The sequence below is a fragment of the Bacteroidales bacterium genome, assembly GCA_017521245.1.
Lineage (GTDB): Bacteria > Bacteroidota > Bacteroidia > Bacteroidales > G3-4614 > Caccoplasma_A.
Map to the genome: position 1 here is coordinate 20218 of JAFXDI010000047.1, position 16270 is coordinate 36487.

The 16270-nt window shown below is 37.0% G+C and carries 15 protein-coding genes; 7 read left to right on the forward strand and 8 right to left on the reverse strand.

The window, feature by feature from the left end:
• Nucleotides 1-93: 93 nt before the first annotated feature.
• The 3 genes from IKK64_06820 to IKK64_06830 form a co-directional block, all read right to left on the reverse strand.
• Nucleotides 94-3351, reverse strand: coding sequence for a UvrD-helicase domain-containing protein (locus IKK64_06820; GenBank protein MBR4119770.1), 3258 nt, complete (start codon nucleotides 3349-3351; stop codon nucleotides 94-96).
• Nucleotides 3352-3357: 6 nt separating this feature from the next.
• A complete protein-coding gene (locus IKK64_06825) occupies nucleotides 3358-3702 on the reverse strand; it encodes a translation initiation factor (protein ID MBR4119771.1) in 345 nt (114 codons plus the stop codon).
• Between the two features lie 198 nt (nucleotides 3703-3900).
• Entirely contained in the window at nucleotides 3901-4149 is a 249-nt protein-coding gene (locus IKK64_06830) for a hypothetical protein (GenBank protein MBR4119772.1), read from the reverse strand.
• Between the two features lie 283 nt (nucleotides 4150-4432).
• Here IKK64_06830 and IKK64_06835 point away from each other — a divergent pair, with 283 nt between their 5' ends.
• From IKK64_06835 to IKK64_06865, 7 genes are read left to right on the forward strand one after another with little or no spacing between them, the layout of a single operon-like run.
• Complete coding sequence (locus IKK64_06835; GenBank protein MBR4119773.1) at nucleotides 4433-5050, forward strand: redox-sensing transcriptional repressor Rex; 618 nt, start codon at nucleotides 4433-4435, stop codon at nucleotides 5048-5050.
• Nucleotides 5051-5065: 15 nt separating this feature from the next.
• A complete protein-coding gene (locus tag IKK64_06840; GenBank protein MBR4119774.1) occupies nucleotides 5066-5677 on the forward strand; it encodes a fumarylacetoacetate hydrolase family protein in 612 nt (203 codons plus the stop codon).
• A gap of 32 nt (nucleotides 5678-5709) precedes the next feature.
• Nucleotides 5710-9126: a type IX secretion system sortase PorU gene (gene porU, locus IKK64_06845; GenBank protein MBR4119775.1), complete on the forward strand. Its 3417-nt coding sequence runs from the start codon at nucleotides 5710-5712 to the stop codon at nucleotides 9124-9126.
• A 50-nt stretch (nucleotides 9127-9176) separates the two neighbouring features.
• Nucleotides 9177-10394 (forward strand): type IX secretion system outer membrane channel protein PorV, encoded by a 1218-nt coding sequence (porV, locus tag IKK64_06850; protein ID MBR4119776.1) that lies wholly within the window; start codon nucleotides 9177-9179, stop codon nucleotides 10392-10394.
• Nucleotides 10395-10405: 11 nt separating this feature from the next.
• A complete protein-coding gene (locus IKK64_06855) occupies nucleotides 10406-10885 on the forward strand; it encodes a 2-C-methyl-D-erythritol 2,4-cyclodiphosphate synthase (GenBank protein MBR4119777.1) in 480 nt (159 codons plus the stop codon).
• A 3-nt stretch (nucleotides 10886-10888) separates the two neighbouring features.
• The gene (locus tag IKK64_06860) at nucleotides 10889-12010 is read left to right on the forward strand and encodes an alkaline phosphatase (GenBank protein ID MBR4119778.1); all 1122 of its coding nucleotides are present in this window, start codon (nucleotides 10889-10891) and stop codon (nucleotides 12008-12010) included.
• A 38-nt stretch (nucleotides 12011-12048) separates the two neighbouring features.
• Complete coding sequence (locus IKK64_06865) at nucleotides 12049-12699, forward strand: YbjQ family protein (GenBank protein ID MBR4119779.1); 651 nt, start codon at nucleotides 12049-12051, stop codon at nucleotides 12697-12699.
• Between the two features lie 104 nt (nucleotides 12700-12803).
• Here IKK64_06865 and IKK64_06870 read toward each other — a convergent pair whose 3' ends face one another.
• From IKK64_06870 to IKK64_06890, 5 genes are all read right to left on the reverse strand, one after another.
• On the reverse strand, nucleotides 12804-13865 hold the full coding sequence (locus tag IKK64_06870; protein MBR4119780.1) for an HNH endonuclease: 1062 nt from the start codon (nucleotides 13863-13865) through the stop codon (nucleotides 12804-12806).
• Nucleotides 13866-13878: 13 nt separating this feature from the next.
• Complete coding sequence (locus IKK64_06875; GenBank protein ID MBR4119781.1) at nucleotides 13879-14346, reverse strand: helix-turn-helix transcriptional regulator; 468 nt, start codon at nucleotides 14344-14346, stop codon at nucleotides 13879-13881.
• A gap of 398 nt (nucleotides 14347-14744) precedes the next feature.
• Entirely contained in the window at nucleotides 14745-15137 is a 393-nt protein-coding gene (locus IKK64_06880; GenBank protein MBR4119782.1) for an HIT family protein, read from the reverse strand.
• A 7-nt stretch (nucleotides 15138-15144) separates the two neighbouring features.
• A complete protein-coding gene (gene greA, locus IKK64_06885) occupies nucleotides 15145-15615 on the reverse strand; it encodes a transcription elongation factor GreA (GenBank protein MBR4119783.1) in 471 nt (156 codons plus the stop codon).
• Nucleotides 15616-15792: 177 nt separating this feature from the next.
• A partial coding sequence (locus IKK64_06890) for a glycosyl transferase family 2 (protein ID MBR4119784.1) occupies nucleotides 15793-16270 on the reverse strand: 478 nt, incomplete at its 5' end.

Sequence of the window (16270 nt, forward strand, 5' to 3'; positions counted from 1 at the left end):
TCAACTCCGTTGCCCCTACGGGGTAGTTGTCAGTTACAAAAAAAAGGATAGAGCTACTCTATCCTTTTTTGTATCATATTATTACACTGCCTTTTAAACAACTCTTTTTTCGGTTACATACCAAATATAACCCGACACATCAAAGTTACCCATCTCTTTGAGAATACGAATATAGTCCTTCATTTGTTTTATATAAGAACTTGACTCTTTACCAAACTTATAATCCACAATAACAACTTTATCACCCTTAATAATAAGTCTGTCGGGGCGATAATTTAGTTTACCGTCAGAAGATGGATTTAACACTGCGGTTTCATTTAAAACATAGTTTCCCTTCTCAAACCACTCAGCAATTTGAGGATTTACATCTATTTGTGACAATATCTCATTAATAAATTCATCCTTCTCCGCTGAGGAGAGAACACCCATTCGCTCATATTTCTTTGCAACTCGCTCAACATCCTCTTTAACAATAACCTCACTCATCATTTTGTGTTTTACTTTTCCAATCGATAAATTTGAGTGATTATCAAAATATGCCTCTCCCTTTAATTTAAGTCGCAATTTAGACTCTATTGGATCAACCTCATATCGCGAAATCTCCTTAACCGGATTTTGAGAGTTACTCTCTTTGGTATCTTGAGGAATATACATCTTACCATACTCATATACATATCCATCAAACGAAACATTATCTTGCTCCTTAGACATAGCCTCTATGGTTGTATACATTAAAGAGTTAAATGACAACATTCCTTTATTTGATGGTTTTGGAGCATACACTATTAGATTATCCTCAGCTCGAGTAAAGGCAACATAACCGATATTCAGGTTATCAATAATAGCAAGCGACTTCTCTTCTAAATAATCTTCAATAAAAGGAGAGTTTAACATTTTCTTTGAGACCGAGAGAGGAAACATCCACTCATTCTCATCATCTGTTATATATTTTCTCCACAATATACTCGCACCATTCTCAATTTGCCAATTACAGAAAGGAATAAATATTGTAGGATACTCTAATCCCTTAGACTTATGAATTGTAATTATTCGTACAGCATTTTTTGTTTCGGGAGTTGATATGCAAAAATCATCACTATGCAAATCCCACCAATTTAAAAACTCTAAGAGAGCGTTATCCTTTTGACCCACATATGACAATATCACATCTTGAAAAGCTTGAATATAAGGCAATTGTTCTTCATCATCTTTAATCTTCAATAAATCAATTATACCCTCACACATTTCAAACAGCGACTTGGTTGATAAAACAGCTATCTTCTCATCATATTCAAGCGACTCTTCTGTTAATAATTTAATAGCCTGTTCTATTATGGTTGAACCCGAAGTCGAGAGAGAAGAAGCATATTCATAATTCATCATCAGTCTATTAATCGGCTCTTTTGATGAATTAATATATCGCAGAATAGCAATTATCGACTTAACAGATGAAGAGTTTTTTATCATTAACGCCTCATTGGATATAACATAAAATTTCTCATCTTCATCCTTTTGTGCCGACATAAGATATTGAGCCGTTACTATCGCATCATCGTTAGTTCGAGTAAGGATTGCTATTTTATCGGCACTATATCCACTCTTCAACATTGATTGAATATCGGCATATAGTTTAGGTAACACCTGCTCCGCATAATCATTTGCATGGGGAATAAACTCAACTTTTACATAACCGGTATCTGGTTCTTTAGCCGTATTTATCTTCTGCTTACAATCTTGGTATGCTGTTATAATTTTATCTCTTAACGGATATCTCTCTTCTCCCGTTTTATCAATATAAGAATGTTCATCTTTTTTTGCATCAACCAATACCTTTACGGCGTGGGTGAAGAAATTATTATTAAATTTTATAATATGGGGAGCACTTCTCCAATTCACATCCATCGACTCTTCTAATGCCTTATTTTGCACAAAAGACTCTTCGCTTGCGGGCAAGCCATTAAGCATTGTCCAATCGGAATTTCTCCATCTATATATACTCTGTTTAACATCACCCACAATAAGGTTATGTCCACCCTTTGATATACTCTCTTTTAAAAGAGGCAAAAAATTCTCCCATTGAGCATGAGAAGTATCCTGAAATTCATCTATCATATAGTGGTGAATATTTACCCCCACTTTCTCGTATATGAAAGGTGTATCGGTCCCTTTTATAACCTTATTCAACAAATCTGTTGTATCAGACAAGAGCATAATGTTTCTCTCTTTTATTATATCTCTTATATGAATATCAACATCACTCAAAATTCCAAATGAGTATAGGTTACGTCTTAGAGTTTCATATAAACAATATTCAGGATAATCGTTCCTGAAAAAATCCCTTAGAGCATCCATACATCCAGAACTGTCAAATTTATCAAGAGTATCCTTTGTTTTATCAGAAACATTATTTTTATTATGTTCCCATTTTGATCTATCGCTAAGTAACAAAGTGTTATTTGGGCTCTTAATATTTTCACTGGGAGTTATAAAATACCTTAACGGAGAGCTATTCTTACCAGCAAGTTCATCTAAACACTTATATAAATCTTTTAAAATTTCATGTCCTTCTTTAACTATATTTTTCCACTTATTTTGAAGCGTACGACTTTTTTCGGTCACATACTTATTAAAGGCTGCTACATCATCTTTAGTTGGTAATTTATCGGGCGGCAAACTATCTCTCCAACGTTTATATGCCTCCTTAAAGAGCTCCTTCGATAAAACCCTTATTTTCCACTCGGCAGAATTCCACTTTCCATTATCCTCTATTTGTGAGATATCAAAATCTAAAAGCCATTTTTTTAAAGTATCATCATCCGCATCATCAGAGAGAGAAAGATACATTCTATCTATTGCCTCATTTGCCACCTCCTCAGAATTGAGTTCAACATTATATCCTCCTTGCATACCAATATCTCTCACAAAGGCACGCATAGTCTTTTGAAAGAAGGTATCAATGGTTGAAACATTAAAGTTTGTGTAATCATGAAGGAGTGTATATAATATCTCCATTGAACGCTTTTGCAACTCCTCTCCATCTTTAACACACCCCGACCCGATTAACTCTTCTCTATATATTTTTGAATTTCTATCATCGCTTCCTGTGGCAAGATTGTACAGCGATTTTATTATACGAGCCTTCATCTCACCGGTAGCCTTATTAGTAAAGGTTACAGCAAGAATATGTCTATACGTTTTGTTTCGCTCCGAGTCAAAAGTATCAAACTGACTTTTAGAAAAGAGCAACCATAAATAGTATAGCGTAAGGGTAAAAGTTTTACCACTTCCCGCCGATGCTTTATATACAACCAAAGGAGGCTCGGTTTTTAATCTTGGTTTTTCTTTATCCATAACCTTTTAAACTTTTTTTGAAGATGAATACCCCTCATTAATCAGAATAGGCAAAACCTTATCACGCAAATCACCTTGCAAAACAATTTCGCAATCCTTCACTGAGCCACCTGTGCCAAGTTTTGTTTTAATCACTTTTGCAAGAGCATTTGCACACTGCTCATCACCATCAAAGCCAGTCACAATGGTAACTGTTTTTCCGGAGCGGTTCTTCTTATCAATTGCCACACGCAACTTCATCTTTGCCTTGTTTGCAACCTCTTTCTCTTGCTTAACTTCACGTTCAATATCTTCAGTTGAAATTGAGTATGCTTTACCAAGCAACTCTTTCCAATCGTTAGGAGTACTCATAATCATAAAATTTATCTGAATACAAAGATAGTTACAAACGAGCGAGAAACATCAAACTTGTTTGATTGTTTTTCACAGTGAATGCAAAAAATCTTAGAGGGTTACCTCAAAGATACAAAATAATACACAACAGATATAAACATATATAAAAAAACTGCCTCAACAAAAGTCAAGGCAGTAAAAAAGTTATATTCAAATTTAGATTACAACCTTACTCCGAGCATTATCCGAAACAATTATATAAGTTCCTTTTGGTAAATAAATATTAGTTGACTCATTTACTACCATACTCTTTATCAATTGTCCTGAAATAGTAAATATCTTAACTTCTCCATTGTAAGAATCTATCTCCAGCATTCCATCAGCAACCCTAAATTTTATTTTTACTTCCACATACTTACCCACAGAATAACACAACCCACGCATAGCATAGGCGATATTATCCATTGTCGTGGGTATGCTCTTTTATTGTGGAAGTTTCTCGGAGCAATTTGACAACAGTTAATACTGCTAAATTTATATCAATGTCGCAACAACTATTATTGTTTTTGCAAATAAAATCCATTTTTTGAAAGAATCTTTCAATAGCAATCATAATTTTGTATTACACAAAAAATCTATTACTCTCGGAATTAATGATTTTTGACTATTTATATAAATTCTGTTCTATATTTTTTTTGTAATTTTGGCAAATGATTTATAGAGAAAAACTTTTAATAACCTAAAATTAATGATACTACCCGAGCCCTCACTTCGCCGACTACCTTGGTACTTGGCACACGTTAAGTTGCTTATGGAGAACAGTGTTGAATTTGTATCTTCAACACAAATTGCAGCGGCTACAAATGTTGATGCTTCGCAAGTAGCAAAAGATTTATCAATGTTAGAGATATCCGGCAAAACTCGCGTTGGATACGAAGTTGTCTCTCTTGTTGAGGTATTGGAAGACTTTTTAGGTTTCACCAAATGCCACAAAGCATGTATATTTGGAGTTGGCAGTTTAGGTGGAGCATTAATGCACGATAGCGGACTGGAGCAATACGGGCTTAAACTTGTCGCAGGATTTGATGTGCGAAGTGACATTGTTGGGAAAGAGATTAATGGCATTAAGATTTATAACATCAGCGAATTTGAAGAGATTCAAAAAAAGGAACAGATGGTTATAGGCATCATCACAGTTCCAGTTGACAAAGCTCAAGAGAGTGCCGATATTATGGTTTCGGGAGGCATTGGTGCTATATGGAACTTTACCCCTTACAAAATAAAAGTTGATGAGAGCGTTGTTGTTCAAGAGACTTCGCTATATGCTCATTTGGCTGTAATGTTTAATCGTTTGAACGAAAAATAGATAAAAAAATATAAAATGAAGATATTTGCTGTTGGTTGGAATTACAACTCTCACAATAAAGAGATGGATAATACGTTAGTATTAAACGAACCTGTGATCTTTCTCAAACCTGAATCGGCTATTTTAAAAGATGGCAAGCCCTTTTTCTACCCCGACTGGTCGTCTCAGATTGAGTACGAGGCAGAGATTGTAGTACGTATCGACAGACTTGGTAAAAACATTCAATCAAAGTTTGCATACCGCTATTACAACTCATATACCATAGGCATTGATTTTACTGCAAGAGATTATCAAGCAAAGGCTCGTGCCAATGGTAACCCTTGGGATATCAGCAAAGGTTTTGACGGCTCGGCAGTAGTTGGAGATTTTATCCCTACCAATGGAGAGAAACTTGGAGAGAAGGAGTTTTACCTTACCATAAACGGCAATGAGGTGCAACGTGGTAACTCAAGAGATATGATATTCTCTATTGATGACATTGTTGCATACGTCAGCAAATTTTACACTCTCAAAAAGGGCGATTTAATCTACACAGGAACTCCTGCCGGTGTTGGAGGAGTTAAGATAGGCGATAGGTTAGAAGGTTTCATAGGTGATGAAAAATTACTCAATTTCCACGTACGATAATATGAGTGATAAACATACACCTTTATATATAAATGAGATTAGAACTTCTTAAACATATTGTAATTGTTGTAGCGTTAATGATAACGCTGCCAATATATGCCGCATCATCATCGTTATGCGACCGGTACGCAACAAAATCTAAACTTGCATCGGGCAGATGGGTTAAAATTGAGGTTGCAGAGAGTGGCATTTATCAAATCTCATACACCACACTTCAAGAATTAGGATTCACACCAGAAAAGGTAAAAGTTTATGGTTACGGAGGTAATATGTTGCCCGAAAAATTTTCAGAGCCATATATCGATGACCTCCCCGAAGTTCCTGTTCTAAGAGATAAAAACAGAATCTTGTTCTACGGAGAGGGAACTATTAAATGGTCTCTCACAGGAACAACTTTTGTTCAAACACAAAATCCCTACTCAGCATCATCATATTACTTCATCACTCAAAGTGAAGAACCAAATATTAAGATGAAAGAGTTACCCGACAATCTGAGTAAAATAACAAAAGATATTACCACCTTCAACGACTACGCTCTATACGAAAGCGAGTTGTGTAATGTTGGCAATATGGGGCGTAATCTTTATGGCGAAGATTTTTTATACAAGACAATACAGAGTTTCAAGTTCAACACAACAGGTGTTGTTGGTGATATTGACATGCGTATTGATTTCATCGCCAAGATGCAATCAAACGGAACTCTTTCAATAAAACACAATGGCAAAGCCCTAACTAACGGAGAGAAGAATATTAAAGCATTCACAGGTTCTGACGACTGGTACTACACCGCTGCAAAACTCACCTCTTTAAATAAAACCTTCACCCCAACTGGCACAGAGACTATTACTTTGCAATTTTCTGGAGAGGATGTAAAGGTTGCACGATTAGATTTTATCCGTTTGCAAATGGAACGTCAACTTAAACTATATAATGGAGTTGTTAAGTTTCGTTCATTTGAAGCACAATACAGTTATGTAAGATACAAACTTAACGTTGGCAATAGTTCTTCGGTACAAATATGGGATATAACAGAGGCTCACAATCCAAAAAGAGTGTTAGCAACCAAATCAAATAACACACTTGATTTTACACCAGAAGCCGTAGGATTAAGAGAGTATATAGCATTTGACACAAATAAAACATACAACGAACCAACCTTTGTAGAAGAGGTTGCAAACCAAAATCTGCATGGATTGGAAAGGGCTGATTTGGTTATTATTGCTCCCCAACAATTTTACCAAGAGGCGAAAAGATTAGCAGAGTTTCATCGCGACCACGACCAACTATCCTCTATGATAGTACGTCCTGAACTAATATACAACGAGTTTGCATCAGGCAAACCCGATGCCACTGCATACCGAAGGTTTATGAAGATGTTCTATGACAGAGCAGAGTGTGCAGGAGATGAGACTCTATACCCTCGTTACCTGCTACTATTTGGAGATGGTTCGTGCGACAACCGTCATATAACCTCAGAGTGGCAAGGATATAAATACCCTTTCTTGCTTACATTTCAATCGGTAAGCAGTATTGACGAGAGAAGTTCGTATGTTACAGATGATTACTTCTCCTTCTTGAAAGATAGCGACGGCAATAATCTACTTGCAGACAAACCCGTCATTGGTGTGGGGCGTTTCCCTGTCAGAACAACTGCTGAGGCTAAAATTGCAGTTGATAAGGTTATCAACTATACAAATAACTCCAACTATGGAATTTGGAAAAACAACCTCTGCTTTGTAGCCGATAATGGTAATCACTCGGGACACATGGAGTTGGCTGATGATTTAGTTGAGATTATTCAAAAAAACAATCCCGAGTTCTTTGAAAACAAAGTATATATTGATGCCTACAACAAAGTGGGAGGATCAAGTGGTGGCACATACCCCGATGCCAAAGCCGATATGTTGAACTACTTTGAAAATGGTCAGTTGATTGTTAACTACATTGGACACGGAAGTGCCACTGGATGGACAAAAGAGAAGATACTAACCATACAAGACATAAAGAAACTATATCTCGACAAACTCCCATTCTTTATAACAGCCACTTGCGATTTCAGTAGATTTGATGCACCCACAACTTCGGCAGGAGAGGAGATGTTCCTAAATAGCAAAGGTGGCGGAGTTGGTTTAATATCAACTACCCGAGTGGTTTATATGGACAAAAACGAGACATTCAACAAAGAGTTGATTTCTCATATGTTCTCTCGCGACACAGATGGTCACCGCTATCGCATAGGCGACGTAATAAGAATGGCTAAATGCTCAGTAACTGAACATTACGGTCAAGACCTTAATAAACTCAACTTTATTCTTCTCGCCGATCCTACTTTAAAACTTGCATTCCCCGAATACAAAATTAAGATTACCGAAATAAATGGAGTTGCCATAGGTAGCACTTCAAGCAACATAGTTTTAAAGGCTCGCTCACAAGCAACCTTTAAAGGAATAATTTTAACTCCATCGGGAGAGAAAGATGAAACATTCAACGGATACATTCAACAACGCCTATATGACTCTGAACGTTCAATAACCACTCACGGTGAGGATGAGGGAGGAGAACCATATACATTTAAAGTCAGAGACAGCAAACTTTACGAGGGCAAAGATTTGGTAAAAAACGGAGAGTTTGAGTTTACCTTCAAACTTCCTAAGGAGTTAAACTACTCAAACGAGCCTGCTCTAATGAACCTTTATGCCTACGATGAGATACAAAAAGTTGAGGCACAAGGAACAAGTAAAGACTTTATTGTAAATGGATACGACAACGAAGTTGAAGCTGATGAGATTGGACCAACAATAGAATACTTCTATCTAAACTCATCGGACTATTCGTATGGGGCAACAGTAAATGAAACCCCAGTATTTATTGCTCAGGTATATGACAAGTCGGGTATTAATGTATCGGGCATAGGATTAGGGCACGACCTTACAATAAAGATTGATAACAACCCAAATACAGAGTATATCATAAACAACTACTTTACTCCTGCTTCGGGAGACTTTGGCAGAGGTACAATAATGTATCAGATACCCGAGTTACCAGAAGGAGAACATACCCTTACTTTTAAAGTATGGGACACAGAGGGTAACTCATCGGAGAAGAGTACAATGTTTGTTGTTGAGAAAGGATTGAAACCCAATATCTATCAACTATACACTACAAAAAATCCTGTTAGGGATGAGGCCAAGTTCTATCTAAATCACGACCGTCCTAATATGGTTATGAAGGTAACAATAGCCGTATATGACCTTTGGGGCAACGAGTTGTGGAGAAACGAGAGCGAAGGTAAATCGGATATGTGGAAAACCGAGCCTGTGATATGGGATTTAACTGACGCATCGGGCAAGAGAGTGCCTCCCGGAGTATATATCTATAAAGCATATATATCAACCGAAAGCGGAAAGGCTGCAACAGATGCTAAAAAAATTGCAGTATTAGGGCAATAAAACCGAAGTTTTTGAGTTTAATATATTGACAAATATAACATTAGTTTGATATGAAATACAGAATTATAATAATCTCCCTGATTTTATCGATGGCATATAGTGAAGTATATGCTCAAAATATAAAGAACCAATTCAACCCGGTTACCACAGGAGTTACTTCACTTAACATTGCACCCGACGCACGTGGTGGTGGTTTGGGAGACCTTGGAGTTGCAACTGACCCCGATGTAAACTCTCAGTTCTGGAATCCTGCAAAATACGCCTTTACCGAAAGCAGAGGAGGATTGGCAGTTTCATACACCCCATGGTTGAGAAAATTGGTAAACGACATTAACCTTGCATACGTGGCTGGCTATTGGAAGTTTGGTCGTTATGGAAACGATCCTCAAGCATTAAGTGCCACTTTGCGTTACTTCTCACTCGGTTCTATTCAAACAACTGATGACGGAGGAAACGTATTGAGTTCGGTAAATCCATACGAAATGGCATTAGACCTTGCCTACTCTCGCAAACTTACAAACAACTTTTCAATGGCAGTTGCATTGCGTTTTATATACTCTGATCTTGGATATTCAACTGACGGAAGTAGCGATGTAAAAGGTGCAGCCGCATTTGCCGCCGACATTGCTGGATACCAAACATTCTATCCAATTGTTGGACGCAGTGAGTGTCAATGGTCATGGGGATTCAATATCTCTAATATAGGAACAAAAGTATCGTACGATGGCGGAGCAAATAACGCATTCCTTCCTGCCAACCTACGTTTGGGAACAACATTCAAATTTCCTGTTGCCGATTATCACACATTGGCCCTCAACTTAGATTTAAATAAACTTATGGTTCCCACCGCTCCTCGCCAAGCAGACTATTTGGATGCCGAAGGTAATCCCGATCCAATTGCATATCAAGAGGCTTCTGAAGATTTCAACAATATGTCATCATTCAAAGGTATATTCAAATCGTTTGCCGATGCACCAGGAGGATTTAAAGAGGAGTTGCAGGAGATACAAATCTCAACAGGTCTTGAGTACTCATACAACCAACAATTCTTTGCTCGTGTAGGTTACTACTACGAAAACAAATATAAAGGTAACCGCCAATATGTTACATTTGGAGCAGGATTCTCGTTGAGTGTATTCACACTTGATGCAGCATACGTTTTGGCAACAGCACAAAGCAGTCCGTTAGACCAGACATTACGTTTTACACTCGGATTTGATATGGCAGGATTGAAAGACCTTGTTGGTAGCAAACGCGGTAGAAGATAGTTGCAGGCAATATGAAAATCAGAGTTGGTTTAGGATACGATGTTCACCGTCTTGTAGAGGGCAGAGAACTATGGTTAGGAGGGGTAAAGATTGAGCACACTCTTGGTCTTGACGGACACTCCGATGCCGATGTAGCAATACACGCCCTATGCGATGCCATATTAGGTGCTGCCGCTATGCGAGATATAGGTTATCACTTTCCACCAAGCGACAATAAATATAAGAATATAGACAGTAAACTTTTACTTAAAGATGTTGTTGAAATAGTAAAAGAGAAGGGGTATAAGATAGGCAACATCGATATTACTATATGTGCAGAACGTCCTAAAATAAACCCCCATATCCCTGCAATGATTAATACTCTTGCTCCTATTCTGGAGATTGAAGAGGATGAGGTATCAATAAAAGCCACTACCACCGAAAAGCTTGGTTTTGTTGGCAAAGAAGAGGGTATTGCTGCTCATGCGGTTGTTCTTATTGAAAAGATATAGACTATGAAAAGGAGCAAAATATTTAGTATGCTATTGTCAGTGACAATAGCCTTTTTCGTATTTACACTTAACAGTTGTAATAAGGCAGAAGAAACACCGAAAGTAAAAAATATAATAATGCTTATAGGTGACGGAATGGGACCCACTCATATCCCCTCGCTTATGCTCGAAGAGCAATACGCTCCCACCAACTTTGAACGAGCCAAACGTGCCTCATTTGTAACAACATACTCTCACAACAACAGAGTAACCGACTCCGCAGCAGCAGGAACAGCATTGGCGTGTGGCGAGAAAACTGACAATAGTGTTATAGGATTAACAGCCGAAGGAGATACTCTTATCTCAAACCTTGCATTTGCAGAGGCTCTTGGTATGCCGAGTGCGATAGTTGTAAGTTGCGATATTACCCACGCAACTCCTGCCTCATTCTACGCACATGCAAAGCACCGTAACGAGAGAGAAAACATTGCAGAATGGTTACCAAATTCCGGAATTGACATAATATTTGGAGGAGGACTTACCGCTTTTACAAACAGAGGAGATAGTATAAACCTTATGAACAAATTTAAAGAGAGTGGATACTTGGTAATTGACTCTTTACAACAAGCCGATGGCATAACAGAGGGCAAAGTTATTGGACTATTTGCCGATGAACATTTACCAAGTATAGTTAACGGAAGAGGAGATATGTTGCCACAAGCAACACAAAAGGCATTAGATATATTAACTACCAATTCTAAGAAGAGTGGCAAAGGATTCTTTATGATGGTTGAAGGCTCACAAATTGATTTTGAGTCACACGCCAACAACCCCAAAGGTATATATGGCGAGATGAAAGACTTTGACAAAGTTGTAGGAGTAGCCTTTGATTATGCCGACTCTCACCCCGGAACACTTGTTATTGTTTGTGCCGACCACGATACAGGAGGTATGTCAATCCCCTCGTGCAAAACCGACTTCACACTAGGCGAAAGCGGAGTAGAATATAACTTTGGCAGTACAAGCCACACCGCAACAATGACCCCTGCCCTGTTCTACGGCACAGGAGCCGATGAATTTGGTGCAATAATTGACAACACCGATATTGCAAAAAAGGTTAGAGAGTTGTTATTAACGAGAAATTAATGTAAATAGATATATAAATACTCTATTGATATAATTATATGAATCCAAAAGTAGAAGAGTTCATCAGAAAAGCAAAGGAGCAACAACAAATTGAAGAGAAGAAAGAGAGAGATATTCTTTTAATATCACTTGGTCTTGTAGATGAAACTAAAACTATTGAAATAGTTGAATACTCCGCAACAAAAGATGAGGAGCATAAATTCATAGATCCTCAAAAGAAGATGTTTTATAAGAAAAATGTTTTCCCTGCTCCAATTGATGTTACCGATGAGGAATACAACGAAATATTAAAATATATACCCAGTAAGGATATTTCTAAGAATACTAATCCTTTGAACAAAACAAAAACAAGATTAAAGATTGTAACAACTAATGAAATACAAGGGTATAAAGTATCGCAATATTTAGGTCTTGTAAATGCAAATATTGTTATTGGTGCTAATTTTATAGCAGACTGGTTTGCATCATGGACTGATGTTATAGGAGGTTATTCCGGTTCATATCAAAATAGATTAGATGAAATTTACGAAAGCGCCCTTATTGAGTTAGAAGAGAAGGCCAATGCATTAAATGCAGATGCCATACTAGGGACTATTTTCGATTTTAACGAAATCTCAGGAAAAGGCAAATCAATGTTTATGCTTACAGCATACGGTTCTGCCGTAAAATTAAAAAGAGAAGATAAATAAAATCTCCAAAGATTTTAAAGAAATCCCCAAAGTTTTTCCAAACTTTGGGGATTCTATTTATTTTGTAGTTTCAGTAAGTTCCTTAAATATTTTTAATAATAAAGTTAACAATTATCATCTAATACATCACCACCTCTCCATTCTCTACCAAGAGATTTGGTAAAATATTTTATTGCACCAACTTCTTCAAAGAATGTCCCTTTCGATTTGTGTATAAATATTCCATCTTCATAGATTACTTCTGATAATGCATAAGGTTTTATTCCATCAGTTTTTACAATAACGGATAGATGTGTTTCATCTTCGGACATTGCAGCATCTAATACATATGAAATTGCATATTTATTTTTACTATATACAACCCCTTCTTTGAGTCTTTTTAAATAATCTTGTAACGGAGTAGATGTTATCTCCTGAGGGCATTGTGGGAATTCTGCAGGAGTTACCCAATCTTGTTGTTTAGCTCTCGGAGTAAGAGAATCTATAATATTGAGTGTTTCTTTTACATTCTTATATTCTGCACTATACACCTCCTCTTTATCTCTATCTTCGTTATTATGATATAAAAATGTTCCATTCCATTTAATTGCTTCTTTCGTAATGTCTGTAGAAAACACATAATCTCCAAAACCTTTTCCAGTACTTGGTTTAGAATCTTGAAGTGACCACCAGTCCATATTTTTCTTACAAATAGCAGCTTCTTCTTTTGTAACAGTTCTCATCCATTCTACGTTCTTTGGGAGTGACTTCTCTCTAAGAATTGCAGGATTCTCAAGAAATGCTTCTATACTTCCACATAAATAGATAATCTTCTTGCAAGTAATTTGATTATTTAAAGCATTCTCCAATCTTGTTAACCAACGTAGATTCTCTGGTCTGTTATTACAACTATTTGTATCTTTATGATCTACTACCATATGAGGGTATGGCTCTGGTCCATGAAATGCAGTACAAACCACTTGATGGACACGAACATTATTAGCATGAATCATATAACCATTAGGATTTTTTTTACCAAATGTCCAAACATTATCCCATTTACTTATACGGCATCCTCCTTTTTGAAGACGACAAATCGCTCCATTATCTCTAACTTTATATATGCGTCCCTTGTATTCACATTGTTTCTCACAATCGAATTCCTCAAGTAATTTATTATTATCCATATTACTTTCTAATTTAAGAGTTTGGAACTAAATCAAGATGAGCATCCAATATAACACAAATACGAGAGAGTATATCAACACCAGTTGAATACTTACCTTGCTCTATACGAGAAAGATTTGCAGCATCAATTCCTGCAAGGACAGCAAGGTCTCGTGCTTCCATATTTTTAGACTCTCTAAGTTCCCTAATACGACAACCTATACGTACTCGTTCACTTTGTCTATTTCCTGAATCCATACCTAATGAAGGAACTGCATTAATACGAAAATCTCTACTAATACGCATTATCATCTGCTCCTTATCATCAGAGAAATTACGATCAAAAATAAACTCGATCAAATGAAGAACATATGCCTTGTACTCATCACTATAATACTTAGCAATATCAGAAATAATTTGAAATATTTCGCCATCAGGCGTCTGTACCTCAACATAATGCCTGTTGAGGATTTTGGCTCGAGACCTTGTCTCGATAGCCATAAATTTTTTAATGTTACTTTGCATAATTTTTCTACAGTTTTTAATGTGGAGACCCCACGAAAAATTAATATTTGATGCAAAAGTATAAAATATTTTCTAATTGGCAAATTTACCAATTAGAAAATATAAAAAAGGTCGCATTGAGAAAACGACGGTAAGGTAGTCGCAAACGAGGAATAAGGCGAGGACTGTTTGAGCAAAGCGAGTTCCGCAGCCCCGAGTTAAGACGTCAACCGTGAGGAAGTTTTCTCACCAGCGACGAGCTTTCTTTTGTTTCGTTTTCTTTTGCGGAAAAAGAAAATGAAAGTACAGTTAAGAACAAGACAAAATCACAATTAATACAAATAAAGACCGCTGAATCAGCGGTCTTTATTTGTATTCTAACAACTACCTAATTACTACATATTAGTAGCAATTGCGGTAGCAACCTCTGCCATTTCTTCAGGAGAGAATTTCATCTTCTCCTTTGTAAACGACATATCACCTTCGCTATTCATAGGAACAAGGTGAACATGAGTATGAGGAACTTCCATTCCCAACACTGCAACACCTACTCTTTTGCAAGGCACTGCTTTTTTAAGAGCAAGAGCAACTCGCTTTACAAATAACATATACTCTGCATAGTTGTCATCTTCAATGTCAAATATATAATCTCCCTCCTCTTTGGGTATAACCAAAGTGTGCCCTTTTGCTAATGGGTTTATATCAAGGAACGCAAAGAACTTTTCACTCTCCGCTACTTTATAACAGGGTATCTCGCCCTTAACTATGCGTGTGAATATTGTTGCCATAGTAGTATTAGATTAAAATCTCAACAATCTCAAACTTCATTAATCCCGCAGGAACTTTTACCTCAACAACATCGCCTACATGGTGTCCTAACAAACCTTGAGCAATAGGTGTTGATACAGAGATTTTACGCTCTGCCAAGTTTGCCTCGCTATCAGCAACCAACATATATTGCATAACTGCTCCGTTTTGGCAATTTTTGATTTTTACCTTATTAAGCATTTGAACGGTGTGAGTATTTAGGTTTGCATCGCTAATGATACGAGCATTAGCAACTTGACTCTTTAATTGTGCAATTTTCATCTCTAAAAGACCTTGAGCCTCTTTTGCTGCATCGTACTCAGCATTCTCTGAAAGGTCGCCTTTATCACGAGCCTCTGCTATCTGTGCCGAAATTCTTGGACGCTCAACACTCTCTAAATAGTTGATCTCATCCATCATTTTATGATAACCCTCATCGGTTAAATAAACTACTGCCATAACTTTATTTTTTTTATTAATTTTAAAAAACATATAAAAAAGAATCCCCGTATCTTACAGATACTGGAACCCTCCTATTATCTTCCCTCGAAATCTTTTGCGAAGATAAGCAATAAAATCTTGTAAAACAAATTTTTTACAACTTATTCGTTCAAATCTCTATTAGCATCAACCTTATTATTTGAATTTTAGACGCTTCATCTCCTTATCCTTATCTGGGCGGATTTTAAAAATTACCTCTTTAATATAGGAGCGTAAAAATCCTATTGAGTAGCCCCACAACTGTATGGTTGCCGTTACCAAAGCCAAGAGTGAAACCTTTACAGAACGAGTCTTAAACAATGCCTCAACAAATAGAGCCAAATAATATCCCAGCAATGGAGTTATTGCCCACTTACAGAAGAGTGTTGATATTATAAGGAATATTGAGCCCAACATAAATACAGTTGGCAAGAGATGCACCAATTTCATTGAGCCCGGGTGCAATAGATGCAACTCTACCCTCGAGCGACCAAACACCAACATCTGACGGCAGAAACTCTTGATTGTATTACGGCGTTTATGATATACAAAAGCATCGGGTAAGAGAACAGTTGTAAAACCTGCTTTGCGTATGCGAAGACTCAGGTCTATATCCTCGCCAAATACATCACGA

Coding starts and splice junctions, on each gene's coding strand:
- IKK64_06820 (MBR4119770.1), bottom strand. CDS start 3,351: ATGGATAAAGAAAAACCAAGATTAAAAACCGAGCCTCCTTTGGTTGTA.
- IKK64_06825 (MBR4119771.1), bottom strand. CDS start 3,702: ATGAGTACTCCTAACGATTGGAAAGAGTTGCTTGGTAAAGCATACTCA.
- IKK64_06830 (MBR4119772.1), bottom strand. CDS start 4,149: ATGGATAATATCGCCTATGCTATGCGTGGGTTGTGTTATTCTGTGGGT.
- IKK64_06835 (MBR4119773.1), top strand. CDS start 4,433: ATGATACTACCCGAGCCCTCACTTCGCCGACTACCTTGGTACTTGGCA.
- IKK64_06840 (MBR4119774.1), top strand. CDS start 5,066: ATGAAGATATTTGCTGTTGGTTGGAATTACAACTCTCACAATAAAGAG.
- porU (MBR4119775.1), top strand. CDS start 5,710: ATGAGATTAGAACTTCTTAAACATATTGTAATTGTTGTAGCGTTAATG.
- porV (MBR4119776.1), top strand. CDS start 9,177: ATGAAATACAGAATTATAATAATCTCCCTGATTTTATCGATGGCATAT.
- IKK64_06855 (MBR4119777.1), top strand. CDS start 10,406: ATGAAAATCAGAGTTGGTTTAGGATACGATGTTCACCGTCTTGTAGAG.
- IKK64_06860 (MBR4119778.1), top strand. CDS start 10,889: ATGAAAAGGAGCAAAATATTTAGTATGCTATTGTCAGTGACAATAGCC.
- IKK64_06865 (MBR4119779.1), top strand. CDS start 12,049: ATGAATCCAAAAGTAGAAGAGTTCATCAGAAAAGCAAAGGAGCAACAA.
- IKK64_06870 (MBR4119780.1), bottom strand. CDS start 13,865: ATGGATAATAATAAATTACTTGAGGAATTCGATTGTGAGAAACAATGT.
- IKK64_06875 (MBR4119781.1), bottom strand. CDS start 14,346: ATGGCTATCGAGACAAGGTCTCGAGCCAAAATCCTCAACAGGCATTAT.
- IKK64_06880 (MBR4119782.1), bottom strand. CDS start 15,137: ATGGCAACAATATTCACACGCATAGTTAAGGGCGAGATACCCTGTTAT.
- greA (MBR4119783.1), bottom strand. CDS start 15,615: ATGGCAGTAGTTTATTTAACCGATGAGGGTTATCATAAAATGATGGAT.